At 63.0% G+C, this 23,518-nt stretch carries 22 protein-coding genes; 13 read left to right on the top strand and 9 right to left on the bottom strand.

All coding sequences use genetic code 11. The features are described from left to right. Positions 1 to 65 precede the first annotated feature (65 nt). From NKJ73_RS02040 to NKJ73_RS01980, 13 genes are all read left to right on the top strand, one after another. Positions 66 to 1,436, top strand: a complete 1,371-nt coding sequence (locus tag NKJ73_RS02040) for a glutamine synthetase family protein (RefSeq protein ID WP_352568172.1) — start codon at positions 66 to 68, stop codon at positions 1,434 to 1,436. Positions 1,437 to 1,547: 111 nt separating this feature from the next. Next, the gene (locus NKJ73_RS02035) at positions 1,548 to 1,943 is read left to right on the top strand and encodes a helix-turn-helix domain-containing protein (protein WP_352568171.1); all 396 of its coding nucleotides are present in this window, start codon (positions 1,548 to 1,550) and stop codon (positions 1,941 to 1,943) included. Then, positions 1,927 to 2,352, top strand: coding sequence for a type II toxin-antitoxin system VapC family toxin (locus tag NKJ73_RS02030; protein ID WP_352506370.1), 426 nt, complete (start codon positions 1,927 to 1,929; stop codon positions 2,350 to 2,352). The genes NKJ73_RS02035 and NKJ73_RS02030 overlap by 17 nt, the downstream gene beginning before the upstream one ends. Continuing rightward, positions 2,315 to 3,751 carry an aldehyde dehydrogenase family protein gene (locus NKJ73_RS02025; RefSeq protein ID WP_352568170.1) on the top strand — a complete coding sequence of 479 codons (1,437 nt, stop codon included), beginning with the start codon at positions 2,315 to 2,317 and terminating at the stop codon, positions 3,749 to 3,751. The genes NKJ73_RS02030 and NKJ73_RS02025 overlap by 38 nt, the downstream gene beginning before the upstream one ends. A gap of 42 nt (positions 3,752 to 3,793) precedes the next feature. After that, positions 3,794 to 4,285, top strand: coding sequence for a DUF2569 domain-containing protein (locus tag NKJ73_RS02020; RefSeq protein WP_352568169.1), 492 nt, complete (start codon positions 3,794 to 3,796; stop codon positions 4,283 to 4,285). Between the two features lie 38 nt (positions 4,286 to 4,323). Beyond that, a complete protein-coding gene (locus NKJ73_RS02015) occupies positions 4,324 to 5,496 on the top strand; it encodes an iron-containing alcohol dehydrogenase (protein WP_352568168.1) in 1,173 nt (390 codons plus the stop codon). 242 nt (positions 5,497 to 5,738) lie between these two features. Further along, positions 5,739 to 6,845, top strand: coding sequence for an ABC transporter substrate-binding protein (locus tag NKJ73_RS02010; RefSeq protein WP_352568167.1), 1,107 nt, complete (start codon positions 5,739 to 5,741; stop codon positions 6,843 to 6,845). Positions 6,846 to 6,909: 64 nt separating this feature from the next. Then, entirely contained in the window at positions 6,910 to 7,824 is a 915-nt protein-coding gene (locus tag NKJ73_RS02005; RefSeq protein ID WP_023675356.1) for an ABC transporter permease, read from the top strand. Next, positions 7,821 to 8,612 carry an ABC transporter permease gene (locus NKJ73_RS02000; protein ID WP_352568166.1) on the top strand — a complete coding sequence of 264 codons (792 nt, stop codon included), beginning with the start codon at positions 7,821 to 7,823 and terminating at the stop codon, positions 8,610 to 8,612. Before NKJ73_RS02005 ends, NKJ73_RS02000 begins: the two co-directional genes overlap by 4 nt. A gap of 15 nt (positions 8,613 to 8,627) precedes the next feature. Beyond that, positions 8,628 to 9,692, top strand: a complete 1,065-nt coding sequence (locus NKJ73_RS01995; RefSeq protein WP_023675358.1) for an ABC transporter ATP-binding protein — start codon at positions 8,628 to 8,630, stop codon at positions 9,690 to 9,692. A gap of 183 nt (positions 9,693 to 9,875) precedes the next feature. After that, positions 9,876 to 11,426 (top strand): cation:proton antiporter, encoded by a 1,551-nt coding sequence (locus tag NKJ73_RS01990; protein WP_352568165.1) that lies wholly within the window; start codon positions 9,876 to 9,878, stop codon positions 11,424 to 11,426. Positions 11,427 to 11,515: 89 nt separating this feature from the next. Then, complete coding sequence (locus NKJ73_RS01985; RefSeq protein WP_352568164.1) at positions 11,516 to 12,430, top strand: endonuclease/exonuclease/phosphatase family protein; 915 nt, start codon at positions 11,516 to 11,518, stop codon at positions 12,428 to 12,430. 7 nt (positions 12,431 to 12,437) lie between these two features. Next, on the top strand, positions 12,438 to 13,283 hold the full coding sequence (locus NKJ73_RS01980; RefSeq protein WP_352568163.1) for an EamA family transporter: 846 nt from the start codon (positions 12,438 to 12,440) through the stop codon (positions 13,281 to 13,283). On the opposite strand, the gene NKJ73_RS01975 is transcribed toward NKJ73_RS01980, so the two are convergent. The 9 genes from NKJ73_RS01975 to NKJ73_RS01935 all read right to left on the bottom strand — a co-directional run bounded on the left by NKJ73_RS01975 (position 13,284) and on the right by NKJ73_RS01935 (position 23,514). Beyond that, complete coding sequence (locus NKJ73_RS01975; protein ID WP_352448247.1) at positions 13,284 to 13,595, bottom strand: Dabb family protein; 312 nt, start codon at positions 13,593 to 13,595, stop codon at positions 13,284 to 13,286. It abuts the gene before it with no gap. Between the two features lie 10 nt (positions 13,596 to 13,605). Then, positions 13,606 to 15,234 carry a GMC family oxidoreductase gene (locus NKJ73_RS01970; RefSeq protein WP_352568162.1) on the bottom strand — a complete coding sequence of 543 codons (1,629 nt, stop codon included), beginning with the start codon at positions 15,232 to 15,234 and terminating at the stop codon, positions 13,606 to 13,608. Between the two features lie 12 nt (positions 15,235 to 15,246). Beyond that, complete coding sequence (locus NKJ73_RS01965) at positions 15,247 to 16,008, bottom strand: 3-ketoacyl-ACP reductase (RefSeq protein ID WP_352568161.1); 762 nt, start codon at positions 16,006 to 16,008, stop codon at positions 15,247 to 15,249. Beyond that, complete coding sequence (locus NKJ73_RS01960) at positions 16,005 to 17,519, bottom strand: GMC oxidoreductase (RefSeq protein ID WP_352568160.1); 1,515 nt, start codon at positions 17,517 to 17,519, stop codon at positions 16,005 to 16,007. The genes NKJ73_RS01965 and NKJ73_RS01960 overlap by 4 nt, the downstream gene beginning before the upstream one ends. Positions 17,520 to 17,524: 5 nt before the next feature. Next, positions 17,525 to 18,640: an ABC transporter ATP-binding protein gene (locus tag NKJ73_RS01955; RefSeq protein ID WP_023675366.1), complete on the bottom strand. Its 1,116-nt coding sequence runs from the start codon at positions 18,638 to 18,640 to the stop codon at positions 17,525 to 17,527. Positions 18,641 to 18,644: 4 nt separating this feature from the next. Continuing rightward, positions 18,645 to 19,589: a carbohydrate ABC transporter permease gene (locus NKJ73_RS01950; RefSeq protein WP_023675367.1), complete on the bottom strand. Its 945-nt coding sequence runs from the start codon at positions 19,587 to 19,589 to the stop codon at positions 18,645 to 18,647. After that, positions 19,586 to 20,545 carry a carbohydrate ABC transporter permease gene (locus tag NKJ73_RS01945; RefSeq protein ID WP_023675368.1) on the bottom strand — a complete coding sequence of 320 codons (960 nt, stop codon included), beginning with the start codon at positions 20,543 to 20,545 and terminating at the stop codon, positions 19,586 to 19,588. The genes NKJ73_RS01950 and NKJ73_RS01945 overlap by 4 nt, the downstream gene beginning before the upstream one ends. Before the next feature lie 144 nt (positions 20,546 to 20,689). Next, a complete protein-coding gene (locus tag NKJ73_RS01940; RefSeq protein WP_031194023.1) occupies positions 20,690 to 21,943 on the bottom strand; it encodes an ABC transporter substrate-binding protein in 1,254 nt (417 codons plus the stop codon). A 59-nt stretch (positions 21,944 to 22,002) separates the two neighbouring features. Beyond that, positions 22,003 to 23,514, bottom strand: a complete 1,512-nt coding sequence (locus NKJ73_RS01935; protein ID WP_352568159.1) for an aldehyde dehydrogenase family protein — start codon at positions 23,512 to 23,514, stop codon at positions 22,003 to 22,005. Positions 23,515 to 23,518: the final 4 nt, after the last annotated feature.

Raw genomic sequence — 23,518 nt, 5'->3', positions numbered from 1 at the left:
CCGTGGTTTTCGTTTCCTTTTCAAAGTGACAAGCCCGAAACGACAAGCGCTGGAGTGCCAAAGGAATGGCCGGAAATTTCTCGTTCGATCAGTTGAAGCAAGCGGTCTCCAGCGGCGAGGTCGACACGGTGCTGGCCTGCATCGTCGATATGCAGGGGCGGCTCGCGGGAAAGCGGTTCCTGGCCCGGTATTTCGTCGATTCCGCGCATGACGAGACGCATGGCTGCAACTATCTGTTGGCCGCAGACATCGATATGGAACCGGTGCCCGGCTACAAGGCGGCGAGCTGGTCGAAAGGCTACGGCGATTTCGTCATGAAGCCGGACCTTGCGACGCTGCGGCGCGTTCCGTGGCTGGAGAAGACGGCGCTGGTGATCTGCGACGTGCTCGACCACCATACCCATGACGATCTGGCGCATTCGCCGCGCGCCATGCTGAAGAAGCAGGTCAAGCGGCTGCAGGAACGCGGCTATATCGGCTATTTCGCTTCCGAGCTCGAATTCTATCTGTTCAGCGAGACCTACGATTCCGCCCGCAAGAAGCACTGGCAGGGCCTCGAGACGGCATCGCCCTACATCGGCGACTACCAGATCGGCATCACCACCAAGGAAGAAGGCGTCATGCGCCGGCTGCGCAACGAGATGGAGGCGGCCGGCATCCCGATCGAGAATTCGAAGGGCGAGTGGGGGCCAGGCCAGGAAGAGATCAATGTCCGCTACGCCGAGGCGCTCGACATGGCCGACCGCCACGTCATCCTGAAGAACGGCGCCAAGGAAATCGCCGAGTCCGAAGGCAAGGCGATCTCGTTCATGGCCAAGTACAATTACGGGCTGGCCGGCAATTCCAGCCACATCCATAATTCGCTGTGGAGCGCCGACGGCAAGACGCCGCTGTTCTACGATAAGAATGCCGAGTGGACGCTGTCGACGCTCGGCCAGCAATGGGCGGCCGGCCAGCTCAAATATGCCAAGGAATTCACCTGGTTCCTGGCGCCCTACATCAACTCCTACAAGCGCTTCCAGGCCGGCACCTTCGCGCCGACCAAGATCATGTGGAGCGAAGACAACCGCACTGCCGGCTTCCGTCTTTGCGGCGAGGGCACCAAGGGCATCCGCATGGAATGCCGCGTCGGCGGCGCCGATTTGAACCCCTATCTGGCTTTCGCCGCGCTGATCGCGGCCGGGCTTGCCGGCATCGATGAAAAGCTTGAACTGCAGAAGCCCTTCGTCGGTGATGCCTACCAGGCCTCGCAGCTGCCTGAAATTCCAAAGACATTGCGCGACGCCACCGCGACGCTGGCGGAATCGAAAATGCTGAGGCAGGCGCTCGGCGACGATGTGCTGGAACATTATGTCCACACGGCACACTGGGAACAGTTCGAGTACGACCGCCGGATTACGGACTGGGAACTGCACAGGGGGTTCGAGCGGTATTGACGGCGTTGCGCTTTACGCAATATTGTTGCGGTTATCGCACCAGCAACACGCAGGAGGCAGCGTTTGCCCAAAGGTAGAGCCCATGTCGACAAGGCGTGGTTCATGAGTCGAATGAAGGAGCGCAAGCTCACGGTACGCAGCATGGCCGGCCGCATGAACATACACTACAGCGCCTTGTCGCGGACACTGAACGGTGAGCGGCGTATGCAGGTCGACGAGATACGCAAGATTGCTGAAATTCTCGACCGGCAGGAAAGCGAGATATTGGTGCACCTCGGAAGTTCCAATGATGCGGCGAGGCCACCGGAGCCTGATCGCCGGTCTGGTTTCAAGGAGGGGCAAGTGGATTTCGTGGACGACATGAACGGCAACAAGGAAGAGTACATCGTGCCGCCTCGGGGTGCCGATCCGTTGTTTGGATGCATGGCCGGGACGCTCACCCTGCTTCCGGACGTCGACTATACCGCGCCCGCCGATCCGGATTGGGGCAATGTCTATGACGAGTGAGGGGGTTCTGCTCGACACATGCTTCATGCTGTGGCTGTCAACGGAGCAGCCGGTCACGAGGGCTGCGGTCGAGAAGGTGACCAGCGCACGCAAAAATGGCAGCGTGATCGCCGTTTCCGTGATGTCCGCCTGGGAAATCGGCATGCTTGTAGCCAAAGGCCGGTTGCCATTCATCAAGTCACCGCTCGCATGGTTCGAACGGTTCGTGCAGACCGGGGCAGCGAGCGTCGAGGGGATCGACAGTGAGCTTTTGGTCGAGTCTTCGTTCCTGCCCGGCGTCGTTCACAACGATCCAACGGATCGGATCATCATAGCCACGGCGCGCTCGAAAAACCTCGAGATCATCACCCGCGATCGCGCAATCCTTGCCTATGGCGCGGCCGGCTTCGTCAAAACAGTGCCTTGTTGATTTGGAGACCTCTTTGGAAACCGTGAAGATAAAATCCCCCGTCGACGGTTCGATCTATGCCGAACGGCCTCTTGCCACCGACCAGGCGATCGGTGCCGCGGTCGAACGTGCCAAGGCGGCGCAGGAGAAGTGGGCTGAGACGCCGGTCGTCGAGCGCGGCAAGTACATGCCTGCCATGCTGGAAGCGCTGGTCGCCATGACCGGCGAGATCGTGCCGGAGATCGCCTGGCAGATGGGCCGGCCGGTGCGCTATGGCGGCGAGTTCGGCGGCGTCAGGGAACGCGTCAGCTACATGGTCGAGATCGCCGAGGCGGCCTTGAAGCCGGTCATGGCCTCCAACCCGAAGGACGGCTTTCGCCGCTATGTGAAGAAGATGCCGCTCGGCGTCGTCATGGTGATCGCGCCGTGGAACTATCCCTATCTCACCGCCGTCAACACCATCGTCCCGGCGCTGATGGCGGGCAGCGCCGTCATCCTCAAGCATGCGGCACAGACATTGTTGGTCGGCGAACGGTTTCAGCAGGCGTTTGATAAGGCCGGCCTGCCCAAGGGCCTGTTCCAGAACCTCGTCCTGAACCACGCGCAGACTGAAAGGCTGCTCGGCTCCGGCAAGATCGACCATGTCAACTTCACCGGCTCGGTCGCCGGCGGCCGCGCCATCGAGAAGGCGGCGGCGGGCACCTTCATGACGCTCGGCCTCGAACTCGGCGGCAAGGATCCGGCCTATGTGCTGCCGGACGCAAAGATGGACCATGCCGTTGCCAATCTGGTCGACGGCGCCTTCTACAATTCCGGCCAGTGCTGCTGCGGCATCGAGCGCGTCTATGTCCACGAGAAGGTCTACGATGAATTCGTCGAGGGCTTCATTGCCGAGACCAGGAACTACGTCGTCGGCAATCCGCTCGACCAGGCGACCACCATGGGGCCGATGGCGCAGGCGCGCTTCGCCGACCTGATCCGCGAGCAGAAGGCCGAGGCGTTGCGCAAGGGCGCCAGGGCACACATCAATATGAAGGTGGCCAACGACAGGCAAGGTTCCCCCTATCTGGCGCCGGAAGTGCTGACCCGGGTCGACCACCAGATGAGCGTCATGCGCGAGGAAAGCTTTGGCCCGATCGTCGGCATCATGAAGGTGCGCAACGACGAGGAAGCGATCGCGCTGATGAACGACAGCCCCTATGGGCTGACGGCCTCGATCTGGACGCGCGACACCGGCCATGCGGCGGCGATCGGCGATCGCGTCGAGACCGGCACCGTGTTCATGAACCGCTGCGACTATCTCGACCCGGCGCTGGTCTGGACCGGCGTCAAGGACACCGGCAAGGGCGCGGCACTGTCGGCCATCGGCTACGATAATCTGACCAGGCCGAAATCATACCATCTGCGCGAGGTGATCTAAGGTGGCGATCGACAAGCATGCGATCGCTGTTGAGGGGGAGTAATGGCGGATACACAACAATCGGCGCTGCCAGATCGTGAGGGTCCCGAGGGTATCGGCGGATGGCTTGTCCTGCCGATGCTCGGGTTGATGCTCACGCCGCTACTGGGGTTGGTACAACTGCACAATACCGACTATCTCGGCATGTTACAGAACTGGCAGGCCTTCAGTTTGTCCCAAGGTGTGCTGATTCTTGCCGAATTGTTGATATCCGGCATACTAAACCTATCGGCCCCGGCCCTATTATTGTTCTTCATGTTCAAGCGCTGGCAGATATTCCCCGGCTGGTACATGATTTGGGCATTCGCGATGCCGGTATATGCCGTTCTCGATCCATGGGCTGTGCATCTGGCTTTTTCCACCGCCGTTCCAGAATTGGCCGACGCGTACGACGCAGACACCGTGGGCGGAATTTCGCGCTCGATATGGGCCGCAGTCATCTGGGTTCCGTACATGATGCGGTCGGAACGTGTGGCCAACACCTTTGTGAACTAATGACATCCAAGAGCACGAAAGCAGTCAAGAAGGTCGAAATGACAAAACTCGTTTCCAAATGGAATTACCCGACGACCGTCCGCTTCGGCGCCGGACGCATCAAGGAGCTGCCGGAGGTGCTGGCGGCGACCGGCATCAAGCGGCCGCTGTTCGTCACCGATCCGGGACTGGCCAGGCTGCCGGTGGTGGCCTCGACGCTGAAGATCCTCGACGACGCCAAGGTGCCGTATGGCGTGTTTTCCGAGGTCAAGCCGAACCCGGTGGATTCCAACCTGACCGCCGGCATTGCCGTGTTCAAGAAGGGCAAGCATGACGGCGTCATTGCCTTTGGCGGCGGCTCGGCGCTCGATCTCGGCAAGCTCATCGCCTTCCAGGCCGGGCAGACACGGCCGGTCTGGGATTTCGAGGACGTCGGCGACTGGTGGACACGCGCCGATGCCGATGCGATCGCGCCGATCATCGCCGTGCCGACCACGGCCGGCACCGGCTCGGAAGTCGGCCGCGCCGGCGTCATCACCAATGAAGCGACCCATACCAAGAAGGTCATCTTCCATCCAAAGCTTTTGCCGGCGATCGTCATTGCCGATCCGGAACTGTCGGTCGGCATGCCCAGCTTCATCACCGCCGGCACCGGCATGGATGCGCTTGCCCACTGCCTCGAAGCCTATTGCGCGCCGGGCTATCACCCGATGGCCGACGGCATCGCCGTGGAAGGCATCAGGCTGGTCTTCGAAAACCTGCCGAAAGCCTATGCCAACGGCAAGGATCTGGTCGCCCGCGCCAACATGATGAGTGCCGCCGCCATGGGGGCGGCTGCCTTCCAGAAAGGGCTTGGCGCCATTCATTCGCTGTCGCATCCGATCGGCGCGCTCTACGACACCCACCACGGCATGACCAACGCCGTGTTCATGCCCTATGTGCTGGCCTTCAACCGCGAGGCGATCGAGCCGCGCATCGCCCGGCTTGCCGCCTATTGCGGCATCAAGGGCGGATTCGACGGTTTTGCCAAGGCGATCATCAAGCTGCGCAAGGAGCTCAAGGTGCCGCATGCGCTGCCCAGCCTGATCAAGGGGCTCGACATGGACAAGAAACGCAAGGGCCTGATCGCCGACATGGCGGTGGTCGATCCGACCGCCGGCGGCAACCCGGTCAAGCTGACCAAAAAGGCGGCGCTGACGCTGCTCGAAAACGCCATCGCCGGCGCCGTCTGAGACAATTTTCGCATCGGAAATCGAGTTAGGAAAAGAAGCAAAGGAAAGGGGGAAAGATGAAAGGCAAGATCGAAACTAGTTAGCCGGAAAAAGAATCGCGAAGCGATTGCTACAGCCGGTTAAAAAGAGTTTACTTTTTCATACTGCGGGGCATCGCTTTCACAAAGCTTTCATCTGGCTGTCACACGAAAACGATACCGCATCGCAGGCGTCCAACGGCGTCAGTTCAACGGAGAGAACACATGTTCAAATTCACGGGAAAACTGCTTTCCCTTTCGGCCGTCGCCCTGATGGCGACCTCTGCCATCTCGTCGGCCCAGTCCATGGATGAACTGGTCGCCGCAGCCAAGGCTGAAGGCCAGCTCACCACCATCGCGCTGCCCCATGACTGGTGCGGCTACGGCGCGGTCATCGACGGCTTCAAGGCGAAATATCCGGAAATCACCGTCAACGAGCTCAACCCCGATGCCGGCTCCGGCGACGAGGTCGAGGCGATCAAGGCCAACAAGGACAACAAGGGCCCGCAGGCGCCCGACGTCATCGACGTCGGCCTGAGCTTCGGTCCGACCGCAAAGAAGGATGGCCTGATCCAGGCTTATAAAGTATCAACCTGGGACTCGATCCCGGACAGCGCCAAGGATGCCGATGGCTTCTGGACCGGCGACTATTACGGCGTGCTTTCGTTCCTGGTGAACAAGGACCTGGTCAAGGATGCGCCGGCCGACTGGGCCGACCTGCTGAAGCCGGAATTCGCCAATACCGTGGCGCTCGCCGGTGACCCGCGCGCTTCGAACCAGGCCATCCAGGCCGTCTATGCCGCCGGCCTTTCCGGCGGTGCGGCTGCCGGCGAAGCCGCCGGCACGGCTGGTCTCGACTTCTTCAAGAAGCTCAACGCCGCCGGCAATTTCGTGCCGGTCATCGGCAAGCCCGCGACGCTTGCCCAAGGCCAGACGCCAATCCTGGTGACCTGGGATTATAACGCGCTTGCCGGCCGTGATACGCTGAAGGGCAATCCGCCGGTCGACGTCGTCGTGCCGAAGACCGGTGTCGTCGCCGGCGTCTATGTTCAGGCGATTAGTGCCTACGCGCCGCACCCGAATGCTGCCAAGCTATGGCTGGAATATCTCTATTCCGACGAAGGCCAGATCGGCTGGCTGAAGGGCTATTGTCACCCGATCCGCTTCAACGACCTCGCCAAGAATGGCAAGCTCCCGGCTGATGTGATGGCCAAGCTGCCGCCGGCCGAGTCCTATGCAGCCGCGGTGTTCCCGACGCTCGACGAGCAGGGCAAGGCCAAGGAAGCCATCACCAAGAACTGGGATGCCGTCGTCGGCGCCAACGTCAAGTAAGACTTGAGATCAGCCGGGCGGCTTAGATCGCCGCCCGGCATACCTCCAGGACGGTAGCCGGCGCATGACCGATATCTCGTTGTCCGATCACGCTGTTGCCGGGAAGACCGCGCCTCCTGCCGACGCCCGCAGCATGAGGCTGCCGACGCAATGGCTTGGCGTTGCGCCTTTCTTCATCTTCGCCATCATGTTCCTGATCCTGCCCACGCTCTATCTGATGCTGGGCGCATTCCGGAACGATGCCGGCGAATTCACTTTCGAAAACATAGCGGCCTTGGCGCAGCCGTCGATCGTTGCCGCCTACTGGATCTCAATCAAGGTCAGCCTCGCCTCGTCGCTGATCGGTGCTTTCGCGGGGCTTGCCATTGCCATCGCCATCGTGCGCGGCGGGCTGCCGGAGTGGATACGCTCGGCGACACTGACCTTTTCCGGCGTGGCCTCCAATTTTGCCGGCGTGCCGCTGGCCTTCGCCTTTCTCGCGACGCTCGGCCGGCTCGGGCTCGCCACGGTGCTGCTCAACGTCTTGGTCGGCTTCAACATTTATGCCCATGGTTTCAACATCCTGTCGTTCTGGGGCCTGACGCTGACCTATGTCTATTTCCAGATCCCGCTGATGGTCGTGATCATCGTGCCGGCGATCGATGGGCTGAAGAAGGAATGGGGCGAAGCGGCGGCAACGCTTGGCGCGACCCAGGCGCAGTTCTGGCGCATGGTCGTCATTCCGGTGATCTGGCCAAGTTTCCTCGGCACCGTCATCCTCTTGTTCGCCAACGCCTTCGGTGCCATCGCCACCGCTTACGCTCTGACCGGCTCCTCGCTTAACATCGTCCCTATCCTGCTCTACGCGCAGATCCGCGGTGACGTGCTGCACAATGCCCATCTCGGCTACGCCATCGCCTTCGGCATGATCGTCATCACCGGGCTGGCCAATGTCTTCTACATCTGGTTCCGGACGCGCTCTGAGAGGTGGCTCAAATGAAGTCCGGCAGATTCTGGGCCTGGATCGTCTTCGCGCTGGGCGCGGCCTATTTCTTCATTCCGCTGATCGCGACCGTGGAATTCTCCATGCGCATGCGGCGCGGCGCGTATTCCTTCGATGCCTATCAGGTCGTGCTCGGCGATCCCCGCTTCCAGGCGACCTTCATCTATTCGGTGGTCGCCGCCATCTTCACCATCGTCCTTGGCGTGCTGGTGGTGGTGCCGGCGGCGTACTGGATTCGTCTGCGGCTCCCGCAGCTAAGGCCCGTCGTCGAGTTCATCACGCTGTTGCCGCTGGTCATCCCGGCCATCGTTATCGTCTTCGGCTACATCAGAATGTACGGGTCAAATTCACCGCTGCCGTTCCTGGCCAGCGACACAGGAGCCAATGCCTTGCTGGTCATCGGTTATGCGACACTGGCGCTGCCCTATATGTATCGCGCCGTCGACACCGGGCTTCGCACCATCGACGTGCGGACACTGACCGAAGCGGCGCAGATCCTCGGCGCCGGCTGGGGCACGATCATCACCCGGGTCATCCTGCCCAACGTGCTGATCGCGGTGCTGTCGGGCGCCTTCCTGACCTTCGCCATCGTCATCGGTGAATTTACCATGGCCAGCCTGCTCAACCGGCCTGCCTTCGGACCCTATCTGCAGAACGTCGGCGCCAATCGCGCCTACGAGCCGGCGGCGCTTGCCATCATCGCCTTCGCCATCACCTGGGGCTGCATGTCGCTGATCCAGATCCTGTCGCGTTTCGCGCCGCGATCGGCGAACCGTCCGAACTGACCCGAAGGAAAAGCCATGACCGAGCCCTTCCTCTCAATCCAGCATGTGCGGAAATCCTTCGGCCCCATCACCGTGGTGCAGGATTTCAACCTCGACGTCGAGCCGGGCGAATTCGTCTCCTTCCTTGGCCCGTCGGGCTGCGGCAAGACGACGGTGCTGCGCATGGTCGCCGGTTTCGAAGAGCCATCCGCCGGCAAGATCGTCGTGGCCGGCAAGGACATCACCCGGCTCAAGCCCAACCAGCGCAATGTCGGCATGGTGTTCCAGGCCTATGCGCTGTTTCCGAACCTCACCGTGGCGCAGAATATCGGCTTCGGGCTGAAGGTCGCCGGTATGCCGAAGGCCGATGCCGACAGGCGCGTTGCCGAGATGCTCGACATCATCAAGCTGCCACAGATGGGCGACCGCTATCCCTATCAGCTCTCCGGCGGTCAGCAGCAGCGCATCGCGCTGGCGCGGGCGATTGCGCCCAAGCCGAAACTGCTGCTGCTCGACGAGCCGCTGTCGGCGCTCGACGCCAAGGTGCGCGTGTCACTGCGCGAGGAAATCCGCTCGATCCAGAAGAAGCTCGGCATCACCACCATCTTCGTCACCCACGACCAGGAAGAGGCGCTGTCGATCTCCGACCGCATCGCCGTCATGTATGGCGGCAAGGCCGAGCAGGTCGGCACGCCGTTCGAGATCTACAACCGGCCGGCAACCAAATTCGTCGCCAATTTCGTCGGCACGCTGAACGTGCTCGAAGGCACGGTCACCGACGCCGCTTCGGGCAAGGTGCGCGTCAACTCGCAAGAGGTCTCGCTCAAGGGCAAGCTCAACGGCTCGAAATCCGGCGACACGCTGTCGCTGGCGCTGCGGCCCGAGGCGATCTCGCTCGGCCGCCACCCCGGCCGCGATTCCAGCCTTTCGGGCGAAATCGCCGAGGTGCATTTCCTCGGCTCGGTCATCCGGGTTCGCGTCGGCATCGGCGGCAGCACGGTCTCGCTCGACACGTTCAACAGTCCGGCCACACCGCCGCCGGCCGTCGGCGAAAAGGCCGAGATTTCGTTCTCGTCGGGCGACATGCTGGTGCTGCATTAGGAGAAGCGTGAATGGTGAATAGTGAATAGTGAATAGTGAATAGTAAGAATGCGCTTTACGCGCCGAAATTCCTCTGCACGCAGCCATTCACCATTCACCATTCACCATTCACCATTCACGAGCAGCCAAAGCCGTCGCCGTTTTTGCAGTGCCAATCGCCCGGCTTCACCGCTACGATAAGGCATGGCGCTATTCGAACTCACCCTTGTCCTGCTTCTCATCGCAGTCGCCCTGACCGCGCTGTCGCGGCGTCTGCAGATTCCCTATCCGTCATTGCTGGCGCTGGCCGGCGCCGGCATCGCCTTCCTGCCGTTTGCCCCGACCATCGAGATCGACCCGGAGCTGGCGCTCGCTCTGTTCATCGCGCCGGTTCTGCTCGACGCGGCCTATGACACGTCGCTGCGCGATCTCAACCGCTACAAGGTTTCGCTCATCCTGCTGGCGCTTGGCGCCGTCATCTTCACCACCGTGACGGTCGCGCTGGTCGGCTGGACGATGGCAGGCCTGCCCATTGCCGCGGCCATAGCGCTCGGCGCGATCGTAGCGCCGCCCGATGCGGTGGCGGCGGCGGCCGTGCTCGGACAGTTCAAGGTGCCGCACCGCATCACCGCCATCCTGGAAGGCGAGAGCCTTCTCAACGACGCCACGGCGCTGCTGATCTACAGGATGTCGGTTTCCGCAGCCGCCGGCTCCATCCTGTTGAGCAGTGCCGTTCCAATGATCCTGCTGTCGACGGTCGGCAGCCTTGCCGCAGGCTATGTGCTCGGCCGGTTGTCTCTCGCCATACTCGGCCGCATCGACGACCCGGCGAGCGGCACCGTGGTGCAATTCGCCTCAACCTTCGGCGTCTGGATCCTGGCCGACAGGATAGGGCTTTCTGCCATCATCACGATCGTCGTCTATGCCATGACGATCGCACGTACATCGCCGCGCCGCATGCCGGCAAGGAATCGTGTCAGCTCCTACTCGGTCTGGGAGACGGCGGTGTTCGTGCTCAACGTGCTGGCCTTCGTTCTGATGGGCCTGCAAGCGCGGTCGATCGTCGGTCGACTTGCCGAGCAAGGGCAAAGCGAGGCGTTCGTCTTTGCCCTGGCTGTGCTGGCCGTCGTCATCGTATCACGGCTCGTCTGGGTGCTGGGCTGCGGCGCGATCCTCAGAGCGCTGGCACGTCTGGGTGACGAGGACAGGCAAAAAGACGCGCCGACATTTCGCGGCGGCGTGCTTATCGGCTGGTGCGGCATGCGTGGCCTGGTGACGCTTGCGGCAGCCTTTGCCTTGCCGGCCGACTTTCCGGGCCGTGATCCGATCGTGCTCGCCGCTTTCACGGTCGTGCTCGGCACATTGGTGCTGCAAGGCGTCAGCCTGAAACCGTTGCTGCTTCTGCTCAATCTCGACCTCGACCGGACGGTCGACCGGGAGGTGGCGCAGGCGCGCGTCGCCATCATGCAGGCGGCGCTGGACGTGCTCAGCGGCAAGACATCCAGCGCGGCCGGGGCGGTGCGAGAGCAATATGCCGCCCAGCGCGCCATCGCCGAAAACCCGGAGGATGCCCAGGCGGCGACCGAGTATGACAGATTGCGTCTTTACGCCATCAAGAGCCAGCGCGATGCGCTGGAGCGTTTGCGCATCGACGGAACGATCGGCGACGAAGCCTACCACCGCCTTGAGGAAGAAATCGACTGGTCGGAACTGGCAGCATCCCCGCCCGGTCGGTTCCAGCCGCTGACCACTTAGCATCTGGCCCAAGCTCCCTCCGCCCGGCTGCACATTGCAAGGCTGTCAGCGAACGGCTACTGCCAGCAGGAAACTGAGCCGGATAAGCAATGAAGCTGGTCAGCTATAACATCCAGTACGGCTTCGGCAGCGATGGCCGCTACGACCTGGCGCGTTGTGCCAAGGTCGTGGCCGGCGCCGACATCGTCGCCTTGCAGGAGGTGGAACGGCACTGGTTGCGCAGCAACGAGGACGACCAGCCGGAACTTCTTTCGCAATTGCTGCCCGACTATCATTGGGTCTACGGGCCGGCCTTCGACATGGATGCCAGCCACCGGCGTGAAGGCCGCATCGTCAACCGGCGGCGGCAATTCGGCACCATGGTTCTGTCGAAGCTTCCGATCGTCTGGTCGCGGCTGCATACGCTGCCGCTCAGGCGCACGCTGCGGCCGCTCAACACCCGCAATGCCGCACTCGAATGCATGATCCGCACCCCTGCCGGTCCGGTGCGGGTGCTGTCGTTGCATCTGGCGCATATCGCGGCCGAGGAGCGGCTGGAGCAGATCGACTATTTGCTGGCCGAGCATCGCCGCGCGCCGTCCGAGGGCGGCCCATGGAGCGGCGCCGACGACGAGCCGGCGCGCAACTGGAGCAATGGCGAACAGGAGCCAGAAAACCCCGTAGCGGCGATCTGGTTGGGCGACTTCAACATGGAGCCGGATAGCGCCGAGTACCGGCGCATTGTCGGCAGCGCGCCCTATCATCGCGGTGCCGCCTATCTCGACGGTTTTGTCGATGCCGCCGCCGTCGCAATGGAACCGACAGCGGATTTCCACACCCATGTGAAGACTATCGATGGCAGGCTGGCAAAGCGCCGGCTCGATCATTGCTTCGTCGGCGGCATGTTTGCCGGGCGCGTGCGCTCGGTCAGCGCCGATATCGGCCAAATCGCTTCCGACCATTTTCCGCTCTGGGTCGATATCGACCTGGAGACGCCGATCGTCATCGGGACGGGCGGCGGATGAAGCGCCGATGAGCCTGTTTGTCTTTTTCGCGGTGCTCGCCGCCGCTTCCATGCATGCGATCTGGAACGCGCTGGTCAAGGTCCATCTCGACCGTTTCCTGTCGATCACACTGATGACGCTCGGCATGGGTGCCGCTGCGCTGGTGACGTTGCCTTTCGTCGAGGTGCCGAAGCCGGAAGTGTGGCCATACATCCTCGCCTCGGTTGTCTTCCACATGGGCTACAGGACGTTCCTGATCGGCGCCTACAAGGCCGGCGATTTCGCCCAGACCTATCCGCTGGCGCGCGGCACCGCGCCATTGCTGGCCGCTTTGGGGGGCGTTGTGGTGGTTGCCGAGATGCCGGCGCCGCTCGCCGTTCTCGGCATCCTCTTGTTGTCGGCGGGCACGCTGGTGCTGTCGTTTCGCGGCGGCGCGCATCTGGAGAAATTGAACCTGCGCGCCGTCGGCTTCGCGCTGGGCACATCGATCTTCATCGCCAGCTACACGCTGTCGGACGGCAGCGGCGCGCGGCTGGCCGCCACCGCGTCGAGTTATGCCGCCTGGCTGTTCGTCTGCGATGCGCTGTGGGCGCTGGTGCTATGCGTCGTCTTTCGCGGCCCACAGGCGCTGCCGGTGCTGGCGCGCGACTGGAAGGCCGGAATCTATACCGGCGTGCTCAGCGGCGGCGCCTACTGGATCGTAATGTGGGCGATGACCAAGGCGCCGATCGCCTCGGTGGCGTCGCTGCGCGAAACATCGATCCTGTTCGCCATGATGATCTCGGTGTTCGCGCTCGGCGAGAAGATGACGGCATGGCGAGGTGCCGCGGTGCTTAGCATCGTTGCCGGCGTCGTTGCGCTGAGAATGGGATAGTCACGCGATCTCCAGGTCAAACACCATCAGCCCGTCGGTGCCGCCTTCGAGCGCCGCGACCAGTTTTGCGCCGGCTCGCTGATGCGCTTCATGCTCCAGATAGGCATCGCGTGCCGCAGCGTCGCGAAAGTCGATGGTGAAGCCGTGCGTGAAGCCGCGGGCGAAGGGTTCCGGGCTGGTATTGGCGCTGAATTCGACCTTGCCCATGCCGTCGATCACCGCCCGCAACGCTTCGAGATCGGCATGGATTGCCGCGCGCTCGGCGTCGGCGACATCGTTGCGAAATCTGACGAAGACACAGTGCCTGATCATTCTTTGTCCCTCATGCCGCTCGGTTGGTGGAAAACACCGCCGGCGGCAGCGGCTCGCGGCCAAGGATCAGATCGGCGCCTTTTTCGCCAACCATTGTCGTCGGGGCATTGGTGTTGGAGGAGGGGATGCGCGGCATCACCGAGGCGTCGCAGACGCGCAGGCCCTCGATACCGCGCAGCCTGAGATCTGGCGTTACCACGCTCATCGCATCGTGGCCCATGCGGCAGGTGCCGACCGGGTGGTGGTCGGTCTTGGAACTGCGGCAGGCGTAGTCGAACAGCTCGTCGCCGCTCTGCAGGTCGGGTCCCGGCAGTACCTCGCGCAGTACATAGGGCTGCAGCGCCTTCTGCCGCATGATCTCGCGCGCCAGCCTCAGCCCCTTGATCGACATGTCGCGGTCATAGGGATCGGACCAATAGTTCGGATCGATCAGCGGGCGGTCGGCCGGGTCGGCACTGTTCAGCCGCACGGTGCCGCGCGAGCGCGGGCGCAGGAAGGCCGAGTTCAATGTCACGCCCGGATTGTTCAGCTTCTCGACGCCGGCCTCGATGCCGGAGCCGAGGCCGAGATGCAACTGGATATCGGGAGAGGCGGCGGTCGGATCGGCGTACCAGAAGCCGCCGGTCTCAAACAGGCTGGAAGCCACCGGGCCTTTCTTCAGGAGCAGATACTGCAGGCCGGCCCACGCCGTCCAGTGCAGCTTGGCATAGTTGTCGTAAGTGTGGTCGCCGGTGCATTCGGCGATGACGAACAGGTCGAGATGATCCTGCAGGTTGGAGCCGACGCCGGGCAAATCGTGCACCGGTGTCACGCCGACCGCCTTCAGATGGTCGGCCGGGCCGATGCCCGACTGCAGCAAAAGCTTCGGCGAGCCGATGGCGCCGGACGAGACGATCACCTCGCGTTCGGCGCGCAGGATCGTTGGCTGGCCGCCCGGCCTGTCGACGATCTCGACGCCGACGGCGCGGCCCTTGTCGACGACGATGCGTGTCACCAGAACGCCGGTCCTGATGGTGAGATTCTTGCGCTCCCGGATCGGCCTGAGATAGGCGACCGAGGCGGAGGAGCGCTTCGCGTCCTTCTGCGTCAACTGATAGTAACCGACGCCCTCCTGGGCTACCCCGTTGAAGTCGGGATTGAAGGGGATGCCCATCTCCTGTCCGGCACGGAAATAGGCCTCGCAGATCGGCAGCGGCGCGATCGGGTTCGACACGCCGAGCGGGCCTTGGTCGCCGTGGAAATCGTTGGCATAACGCTGGTTGTTCTCCGCGCGCTTGAAATAGGGCAGCACGTCGCGATAGCCCCAGCCGGCAAGGCCTTCTTCCTTCTCCCAGGCGTCGTAGTCGCGGGCGTTGCCGCGCGTGTAGATCTGGGCGTTGATCGAAGAGCCGCCACCGATCACCTTGGCCTGCGTGTATCGGAAGACACGGTCCTGCATGTGCTTTTGCGGCACCGTCGACCAGCCCCAGGCGGCGATGCCCTTGGTCATCTTGGCGAAACCGGCCGGCATGTGGATCAGCGGATTCCAGTCCTTGCCGCCGGCTTCGAGCAGCAGCACCTGATGCGACGGATCTTCGCTCAGCCGGTTGGCGAGTACGCAGCCGGCCGGGCCGGCGCCGACGATGATGTAGTCGGTCATGGCGTCACCTGTTCATAGCCTCGGCACCGACAGCGCGCCGTCGACATTGATGACCGAGCCGGTCGAAAAGCCGAACTTGCCACCGGCGAGTGCTGCCACGGCGGCACCGATATCTTCGCTCTCGCCCCAGCGCATCGCCGGCACCAGCCCGCCGTCGATCAGCCCGTCATATTTGGCGGTCACACCCGTGGTCATGTCGGTGCGGATGATGCCCGGGCGCACCTCGAACACCGCGATGTTTTCGGTGGCAAGCCGCAGCGCCAGGTTCTTCACCCACATCGAAAGCCCAGCCTTGGAGATGCAGTAATCGGAACGTTCCGGCGAGGCCATGGCGGCGCTGACCGAGGTGATGGTGATGATCGATCTCGCACCATCGCTTGGCAGGCCGAGCATCGCTTTGGCGACGGCCTGGCTGAGGAATACGGTGCCGCGCAGATTGATGCCGAGCACCCGGTCGAAATTTTCCGGCTTGAGCTCGAGCAGATCGCCGCGCAGGACGGCGCCGATGCCGGCATTGTTGACCAGGCAGTCGATGCGACCGAAGGCGCTTGTCGCGGCATCGATCAGCGCTGCATGGCCGTCGAGGTCGGCGATGTCGCAACTGACATAGGCGAATTTCGCGCCGCGCCCGGTGATGTCGGCGGCGAGCCCGTTGGCGGCTTCGTCGGCAAGGTCGGAGACGAGGATGTCGAAGCCTGCGTCGGCCAGCGCCTCGGCGCAGGCAAGGCCGATGCCGCGCGCGCCGCCGGTGACGATCGCTGCTGGGCGGCTCATGTTGCAAGCTCCGTCTTGCGGATATGATCGGCGACGCGCAGCGCCTGTGCGGCGATCGACAGCGCCGGATTAACGGCGGCCGAATTCGGCAGGAAGCCGGCATCGACGACGAACAAATTGCTGTGGTCGAAGGAGCGGCAGAACGGATCCAGCGGCGAGGTCGCTGGATCGTTGCCCATCTTCACCGTGCCGCACTGATGTGAGGGCGTGCGCTTGTCAAACGGACGCGACAGGACGATCGGATAGCCGCAGGCGCGGAAATTCTCGCGCATCACCTTGGTCAGTCCGTCGAGCGACTGCATGTTGGAGCGCCGCCACTGCATGACGATGTCCTTGCCGTCCACCATGATGCGGCTCTCGGGATCGGGCAGGTCCTCGCACATCAAATACCAGTCGACGGCGTGGCCGGCCATGAAATCCAGCGCGAATTTGGGCGCGCGCCTGACATTGGCCTTGAGGATGTTGCCGTCGATCTTGCCGAGGAGCTGGACATTGCCGAGCGGCTTGCCGCCCTTGCCGTCGGACAGATAATAATCGTTCAGCATCAGCGTCTTCTGGTAGACGGATTTGTTCCGCCGGCGTGGATCGATCGCCAGCATGGCGCTCGAATTGTGGTTCATGAAGTTGCGGCCGACCTGGTCGGAGCGGTTGGCCAGGCCTCTGCCACCGCCTCTGCCCTGAGGGGTGGGCGAGCGCAGCAGGATGGCGGCGGAATTGACTGCGCCGGCCGATAGGATGACCAGCTTCGGCGCGACTTTCTTCAGCGCACCGTTCTGGCGGTAATGGACGGTCTCGATCGTCCTGGCGTCCGGCGATGCCTCGAGATATTCGACATGGGCGCCGGTCTCAAGCCGGATATTCTGATCGGCAAGGGCTGCTGCCAACGGCCCGGATTGCGCGTCGATCTTGCCGGTCCCGGTGTTGGGAAACGCGTCCCACGGCGTGCTGCCGTCTTTCAGCCAGGCTTCGATGTCGACGCCGAGCGGCAGCGATGCCGGATGCAGGCCCAGGCTCTTCAACTCGGCGCGCGCACGCGCGATCGGCGGCTCGTCTGGTACCGGCCCGAAAGGGTAGGGCGTAGAGTGGAACGGCTCGGTCGGGTCTTCGCCGAGTGCACCGCGCACGCGAAAAAGCTGCTCGGCCTTGGAATACCAGGGTTCGAATTCCTCATAGGAAAACGGCCAGGCCGGCGAGATGCCGCCATAGTGCTCCATCTCCGAAAAGTCTTCCCTGCGGTAGCGGATCAGCACAGCGCCGTAGAATTTCGAATTGCCGCCGACATAGTAGTAATTGCCCGGGTTGAAAGGCGCTCCGCCGGCCTCGAGCCACATCTCCTTCGGCCGATAATGGCCGTCGACGAAGATTGCGTGGGTGTCGCGTGTGTGCGGCGTTGCTGGCAGTGGTTCGCCGCGCTCCAGCATCAGGATCGAGGCGCCACTGCCGGCAAGGCCGGAGGCGATCGTGGCGCCGCCTATGCCGGAGCCGATGATGACGATGTCGGGATTTGTCATGGCGGTCAGACGATGCGTTTCTCGGTCGCCGGATCGAAGAACACCGCCTTGGTCAGGTTGAAGGCGAGCGGCGTGACCGTGCCGGGCTGGATTTTGGCATCGGCGCGCAGCCGCGCCACCACCGCCTTGCCGCCGAGATTGGTGACCGCGAACGTATCCGAGCCGGCCGGCTCGATGACCTCGATGTGACAGTCGGCGCGGGCGATGTTCGAGGCATTGCGTTCGGCACCCTCGGGATCGGTCAGTGCTTCCGGGCGGACGCCGAAGATGATCGGTTTTCCCTGGAATGCCGACAGGCCGGCCGGCGCATTGCCCAGCGGCAGCGAGATCGGCTGGCGCGCCTCGCGCTCCATGACGACGGAGAAGCCGCTGCCGTTGCTGCCGATCGTCGCCGGGATCAGGTTCATCGCCGGCGAGCCCATGAAGTCGGCAACAAACAGGTTGACCGGATTGTTATAGATTTCGGCTGGCGTGCCGAACTGCTGCACCTCGCCGTCGCGCATCACCGCGATCTTGGTGGCCAGCGTCATCGCCTCGATCTGGTCGTGGGTGACGTAGACGATGGTGGTGCCGGTGGTGGCGTGCAGGCGCTTGATCTCGATGCGCATGTCGACACGCAGCTTGGCATCGAGATTGGACAAAGGCTCGTCGAACAGGAACAGCTTTGGATCGCGCACCAGCGCCCGGCCCATGGCGACGCGCTGGCGCTGGCCGCCGGAGAGCTGGCTTGGCTTGCGCTTCAGCAAATGGCCGATCTGCAGGACCTTCGCCACCTTGTCGATCGCCTTCTGGCGCTCGCCGGCCGGCACGCCGCGCATCTCCATGCCGAAGGCGATATTGCCGGCAACCGTCATGTTCGGATAGAGCGCGTAGCTCTGGAAGACCATGGCGATGTCGCGCTTGGAGGGGTGGAGATCGTTGATCGTGCGTCCGTCGACGCGGATTTCCCCTTCGGTGATGGTTTCCAGGCCGGCAATAGTGTTGAGCAGCGTGGACTTGCCGCAACCGGAAGGCCCGACCAGCACGAGGAAGCCGCCCTTTTCCAGGTCGAGGTCGATGCCTTTCAGGATCTCGACCGCTCCGAAACGCTTCTTCAGCCCGTCAATTTCCAGAAAAGCCATGCGATTATCCTTTGACGGCGCCGGCCATCAGGCCGCGCACGAAATAGCGGCCGGCGAGCACGTAGACGAGGAGCGTCGGCAGCGCGGCGATCATCGCCGCCGCCATGTTGACGTTGTATTCGACGACGCCGGTCGAGGTGTTGACGACATTGTTCAGCGCCACCGTCATCGGCATCACGTCGCCTGAGCCGGCATAGGCGGAAGCGAAGAGGAAGTCGTTCCAGATGTTGGTGAACTGGTAGATCACCGTCACCACGATGATCGGGAGCGAGTTGGGCAGCATGATGCGCCGGAAGATCTGGAAGAAGCTGGCGCCGTCGATCTGCGCCGCCTTCACCAGCTCGTTCGGAAACGCTTCGTAATAATTGCGGAAGAACAGGGTGGTGAAGCCGATGCCGTAGACGACGTGAACGAACACCAGGTTCACGGTCGGATTGCCGAAGCCGAAGGTGAGGCCGGTCGCGTTCTGCAGCTTGACGCCGAACCGGCCGAGGCTGCCGAGGATCGTTGCCATCGGCAAGAGGACGGACTGGAACGGAATGAAGCAGGCAAACAGCATCAGCCCGAACACCAGCGTCGCCCCGCGAAAGCGCCATTTCGTCAGCACATAGCCGTTGAGCGCGCCGAGCAGGGTCGAGATGATGACGGCCGGAACCACCATCTTGATCGAGTTCCAGAAATAACCCTTCATGCCGACGCAGGTGAGACCCGAGCAAACCTCGCTCCACGCCCTTATCCAAGGTGCGAAGGTCGGCTCCTGCGGCAGCGCCAGCATGTTGCCGTTCTGGATTTCGTCCATGGTCTTGAACGAGGTCACCAGCATGACGAACAACGGCATCAGGTAGAACAGCGCGAACAGCGCCAGCAGCCCGTAGATGACAATACGGTTGACCGTCCTGGCGCTGATACCGCCAGTGCTCTGGCGAGCAGGAGTGGCCACGGCGCTCATCGCGGCTTCTCCCGAAGCTCGGAATAGAGATAGGGAACGATGATCGCGGTGATGGTCATCAGCATGATCACGGCGCTGGCCGAGCCGACGGCCATCTCGTTGCGCTTGAAGGTGTACTCATACATGAAGTTGGACGGCAGCCAGGCCGAACCGCCCGGCCCGCCGCTGGTCAGCGCGACCACCAGATCGTAGGATTTGATGGCGAGATGCGCGAGGACGATCAAGGCGGACAGGAAGATCGGCCGCAGCAGCGGGATGACGATGCGACGGTAGAGCTGGAAGGTGGTGGCGCCGTCGATCTGCGCCGCCTTCAGGATCTCGCCGTCGATGCCGCGCAGGCCGGCCAGGAACATCGCCATGATGAAGCCCGACGCCTGCCAGACGCCGGCGATGACCACTGTGTAGATGACGAAATCCTTGTTCTTGATCCAGTCGAAATGGAAGCTCGTCCAGCCCCATTGGTGCAGCGTCTGCTCGAGGCCGAGGCCGGGGTCCAGAAACCATTTCCAGGCAACGCCGGTGACGATGAACGACAGTGCCATCGGGTAGAGGTAGATCGGCCGCAGCACACCTTCGCCGCGGATCTTCTGGTCGAGCAGGATCGCCAGGAACAGGCCGAGCGCCAGGCAGATGGAAATATAGAGGAAGCCGAAAATCCCCATATTGGTGATCGACGTGTACCAGGAGGACGGCGGATCGCTTTCGAAAGTCCAGCGCCATAGCCGCTGATAGGCGCGTGGCCCGGTGATCGCATAGGAGGGAAAGGTCTTGGAATTGGTGAAGGACAGATAGATCGTCCACAGGATGAAGCCGTAGACGAAGACGATAGTGGCGGCGAAGCTCGGCGCCAGCACGAGCTTCGGCAGCGCGTCCTGAAGGCGCGAGCGCACCGTGGCGCCCGGACGGGCATCGTGCTCCGGCGTCAGCGTGATACTGGTTTCAGCAACTGTGCTCATCTGTCCATTCCGTATGGCGGGTCCGGAATTCTGCTGTCTCGGGCTCTGCGGCACGAAAGCGTGCCGGTCGGCGCAACCGCAAAACCTCGCCGCAGGGGATCTCCCCGGCTTGCGCCGGGGAGATCATTCACATGGGCGGGTGCCTTACTTGGCGTCTTCGATCGCGCTGACCAGTTGGGTCACGGCCTCGTCCGAGGTCTTGATCTGGCCGTGCACGAATTTCGAGACGACATCCTTATAGGCGTTGGCAACCGCGGGAGGCGCGCCATAGCCCTGCGCCAGCGAACCGAACAGCGTGCCGCCTTCATTGGCGGCCTTCAGGTCGGCCATGCCCTTCTTGCCGCAAGCGTCGAAATCGGTGTCCGGCACGTCGGTGCGGGCCGGAACAGAGCCCTTGACGACGTTGAAGGCCGACTGGAAGCTCTTCGACAGCGTGGCGGTGGCCAGGGCGATCTGGGCGGCCTTGCGGTCCTCCGGAACGTTGAACATGCCGAACATGTCGGAGTTGTAGACGACGCTGCCGTCGGTGCCCGGGAAGCGGTAGCACAGGAAGTCGGTGCCCGGGACCTTCTTGGCGGCGTTGAATTCGCCCTTGGCCCAGTCACCCATCACCTGCACCAGCGCATCGCCCTTGATGACCATGGCGGTGGCGAGGTTCCAGTCCCGGCCGGAGAAGTTCGGGTCGACATAGGTGACGAGCTTGGCGAGATTGTCGAACGACTTCTTCATCGTGTCGGACTTCAGCGACTCCTCGTCGAGGTCGTTGAAGGCCTTCTTGTAGAACTCAGGCCCGCCGGTCGACAGCACGACTGAGTCGAACATTGTCGCTTCCTGCCAGTTCTGGCCGCCCAGCGCGAGCGGGATGACGCCCGCCGCCTTGGCTTTGTCCAGCAACGCAATGAAGTCGTCGAAGGTCTTGGGCTCGGTGCCGCCGATCTTGTCCATCACCGCCTTGTTGATCCATAGCCAGTTGACCGAGTGGACGTTGACCGGAGCCGCGACCCACTTGCCGTCATAGACGGAGAATTTCTGCAGGGCCGCGGGAACGGACTTGTCCCAGCCTTCCTTTATCGCCGTCTCGGTCAGGTCGCCCATAACGCCGGCTGCGGCGTAATCGAGCACGGTATAGCCAAGCATCTGCGAGGCGGTCGGGTAGTTGCCCGCTGCCACCATCGCCTTCAGCGCCGTCATGGCGGCGTCGCCGCCGCCGCCGGCCACCGGCACGTCCTTCCAGGCAAAGCCTTCCTTGGCCAGATCCTGCTTGAGCACGTTCAGAGCGGCAGCTTCGCCGCCCGACGTCCACCAATGCAGCATCTGGACTTCCTTGACGTCCTCGGCATGGGCCGCGAACGCAACGCCCGATGCGAGAGCCGTCCCGATAAGCAGTTTGCGCAACATGTACTTCCTCCCTTGTTGAACTTACACGACCGGCGGATGCCCACCGGGTTCTTCCCAACTCAGCCGACCCACCATCCGGTGCGCTGGCCGCGATGAAACTGGATTGTCTTTTCCTCGGTATAATCCTCGACGGCGCGCTTGCCGAGTTCGCGTCCGAGACCGGACTGCTTGTAGCCGCCGAAAGGCAGCTCGGGGTAACCCTCCATGAACGTGTTCACCCAAACGGTTCCCGAACGCACATTCCGCGCCACCGACATGCAGGTATCGATGCTGGCGCTCCACACGCCCGCCGACAGACCATAGGGCGTGTTGTTGGCGATGTGCAACGCCCTTTCAATCGATTCAAAAGTCAGCACCGAGAGCACCGGACCGAACACTTCCTCGCGTGCAATGGCCATGTCTTCGGTGACGTCGCGAACGATGGTCGGATCAAGATACTGGCCGGCGCTCGAAGCAAGCTGATTGCCGCCGCTACAGATCCGGCCGCCGCCGTTTTCCGCTGCCGTCACGTAGCCGGTGACCTTGGCCACATGGTCGGCAGAGATCATCGCGCCGACCTTGGTGCGGTCGTCGAGCGGGTCGCCGACAACCACCTTGGCGGTGAGGGCTTTGACGGCACCGAGGAACTCGTCGGCGATCGCCTCATGGACGATCAGCCGGCTGCCGGCATTGCAGCATTCGCCGGCATTGAAGAAGCCGCCGAACACCGCCGCGTCGGCGGCGGCCTCGAGGTCGGCATCGGGAAAGACGATCTGGCCGTTCTTGCCGCCGAGCTCCATCGCGACTTTCTTCAGCGAGTTGGCGGCAGACGCCATGGTCATCTTGCCGACGCGGGTGGAGCCGGTGAACGACACCATCTCGACCAGCGGATGGCTGACCATCGGTGCGCCGACATCGGCGCCCAACCCGGCAAGGATGTTGACGACGCCATCCGGCAAGCCGGCCTGCATCAGGATCTCGCCGAGCACAAAGGTCGAGGCCGAGGTCATCTCGCTCGGCTTGACCATCGCCGTGCAGCCGGCGGCGAGCGCGAAGGGTAGTTTCTGGCTGACGATAAGGAACGGGAAATTCCACGGCGTGATGATGGAGACGACGCCGATCGGTTCGCGCAACACGACGCCGAGCATGGCATCGCCGAGATTGGCGTAGCTTTCGCCGTGAAGCGTCCGCGCAAGTGCCGCGGCATAGCGCCAGATGTCGACGGCGCCGCCGATCTCGCCGCGCGCCTGCGCAATCGGCTTGCCGGATTCCAGCGCGTCGAGCCGGGCAATCTCGTCCAGCCGCGCCTCGATCAGGTCAGCAGCCTTGAGCAGGATCGTGGCGCGTTCGGCGGCCTTCATGTGCGGCCACGGGCCGGTGTCGAAGGCCTTGTGCGCGGCCTGAACTGCCGCCTCTACGTCCGCCGCGCCGGCCTGCGCATAGCGCGAGACGGTGAAGCCGTGGCCGGGGCTGCTGCGCTCCAGCGTGCGGCCGTCCTGGGCGTCGATGAACCTGCCGCCGATCAGCAGCCGGTAGCTTTTCGGCGCTGCGGCTGCCTCGGCGGGCATGGCGATGTTGAGGGGTGCGTTCATGTGA

Source organism: Mesorhizobium sp. M0074, from assembly GCF_040322975.1.
GTDB lineage: Bacteria > Pseudomonadota > Alphaproteobacteria > Rhizobiales > Rhizobiaceae > Mesorhizobium.
This window is presented reverse-complemented; position numbering and strand designations above follow the sequence as displayed.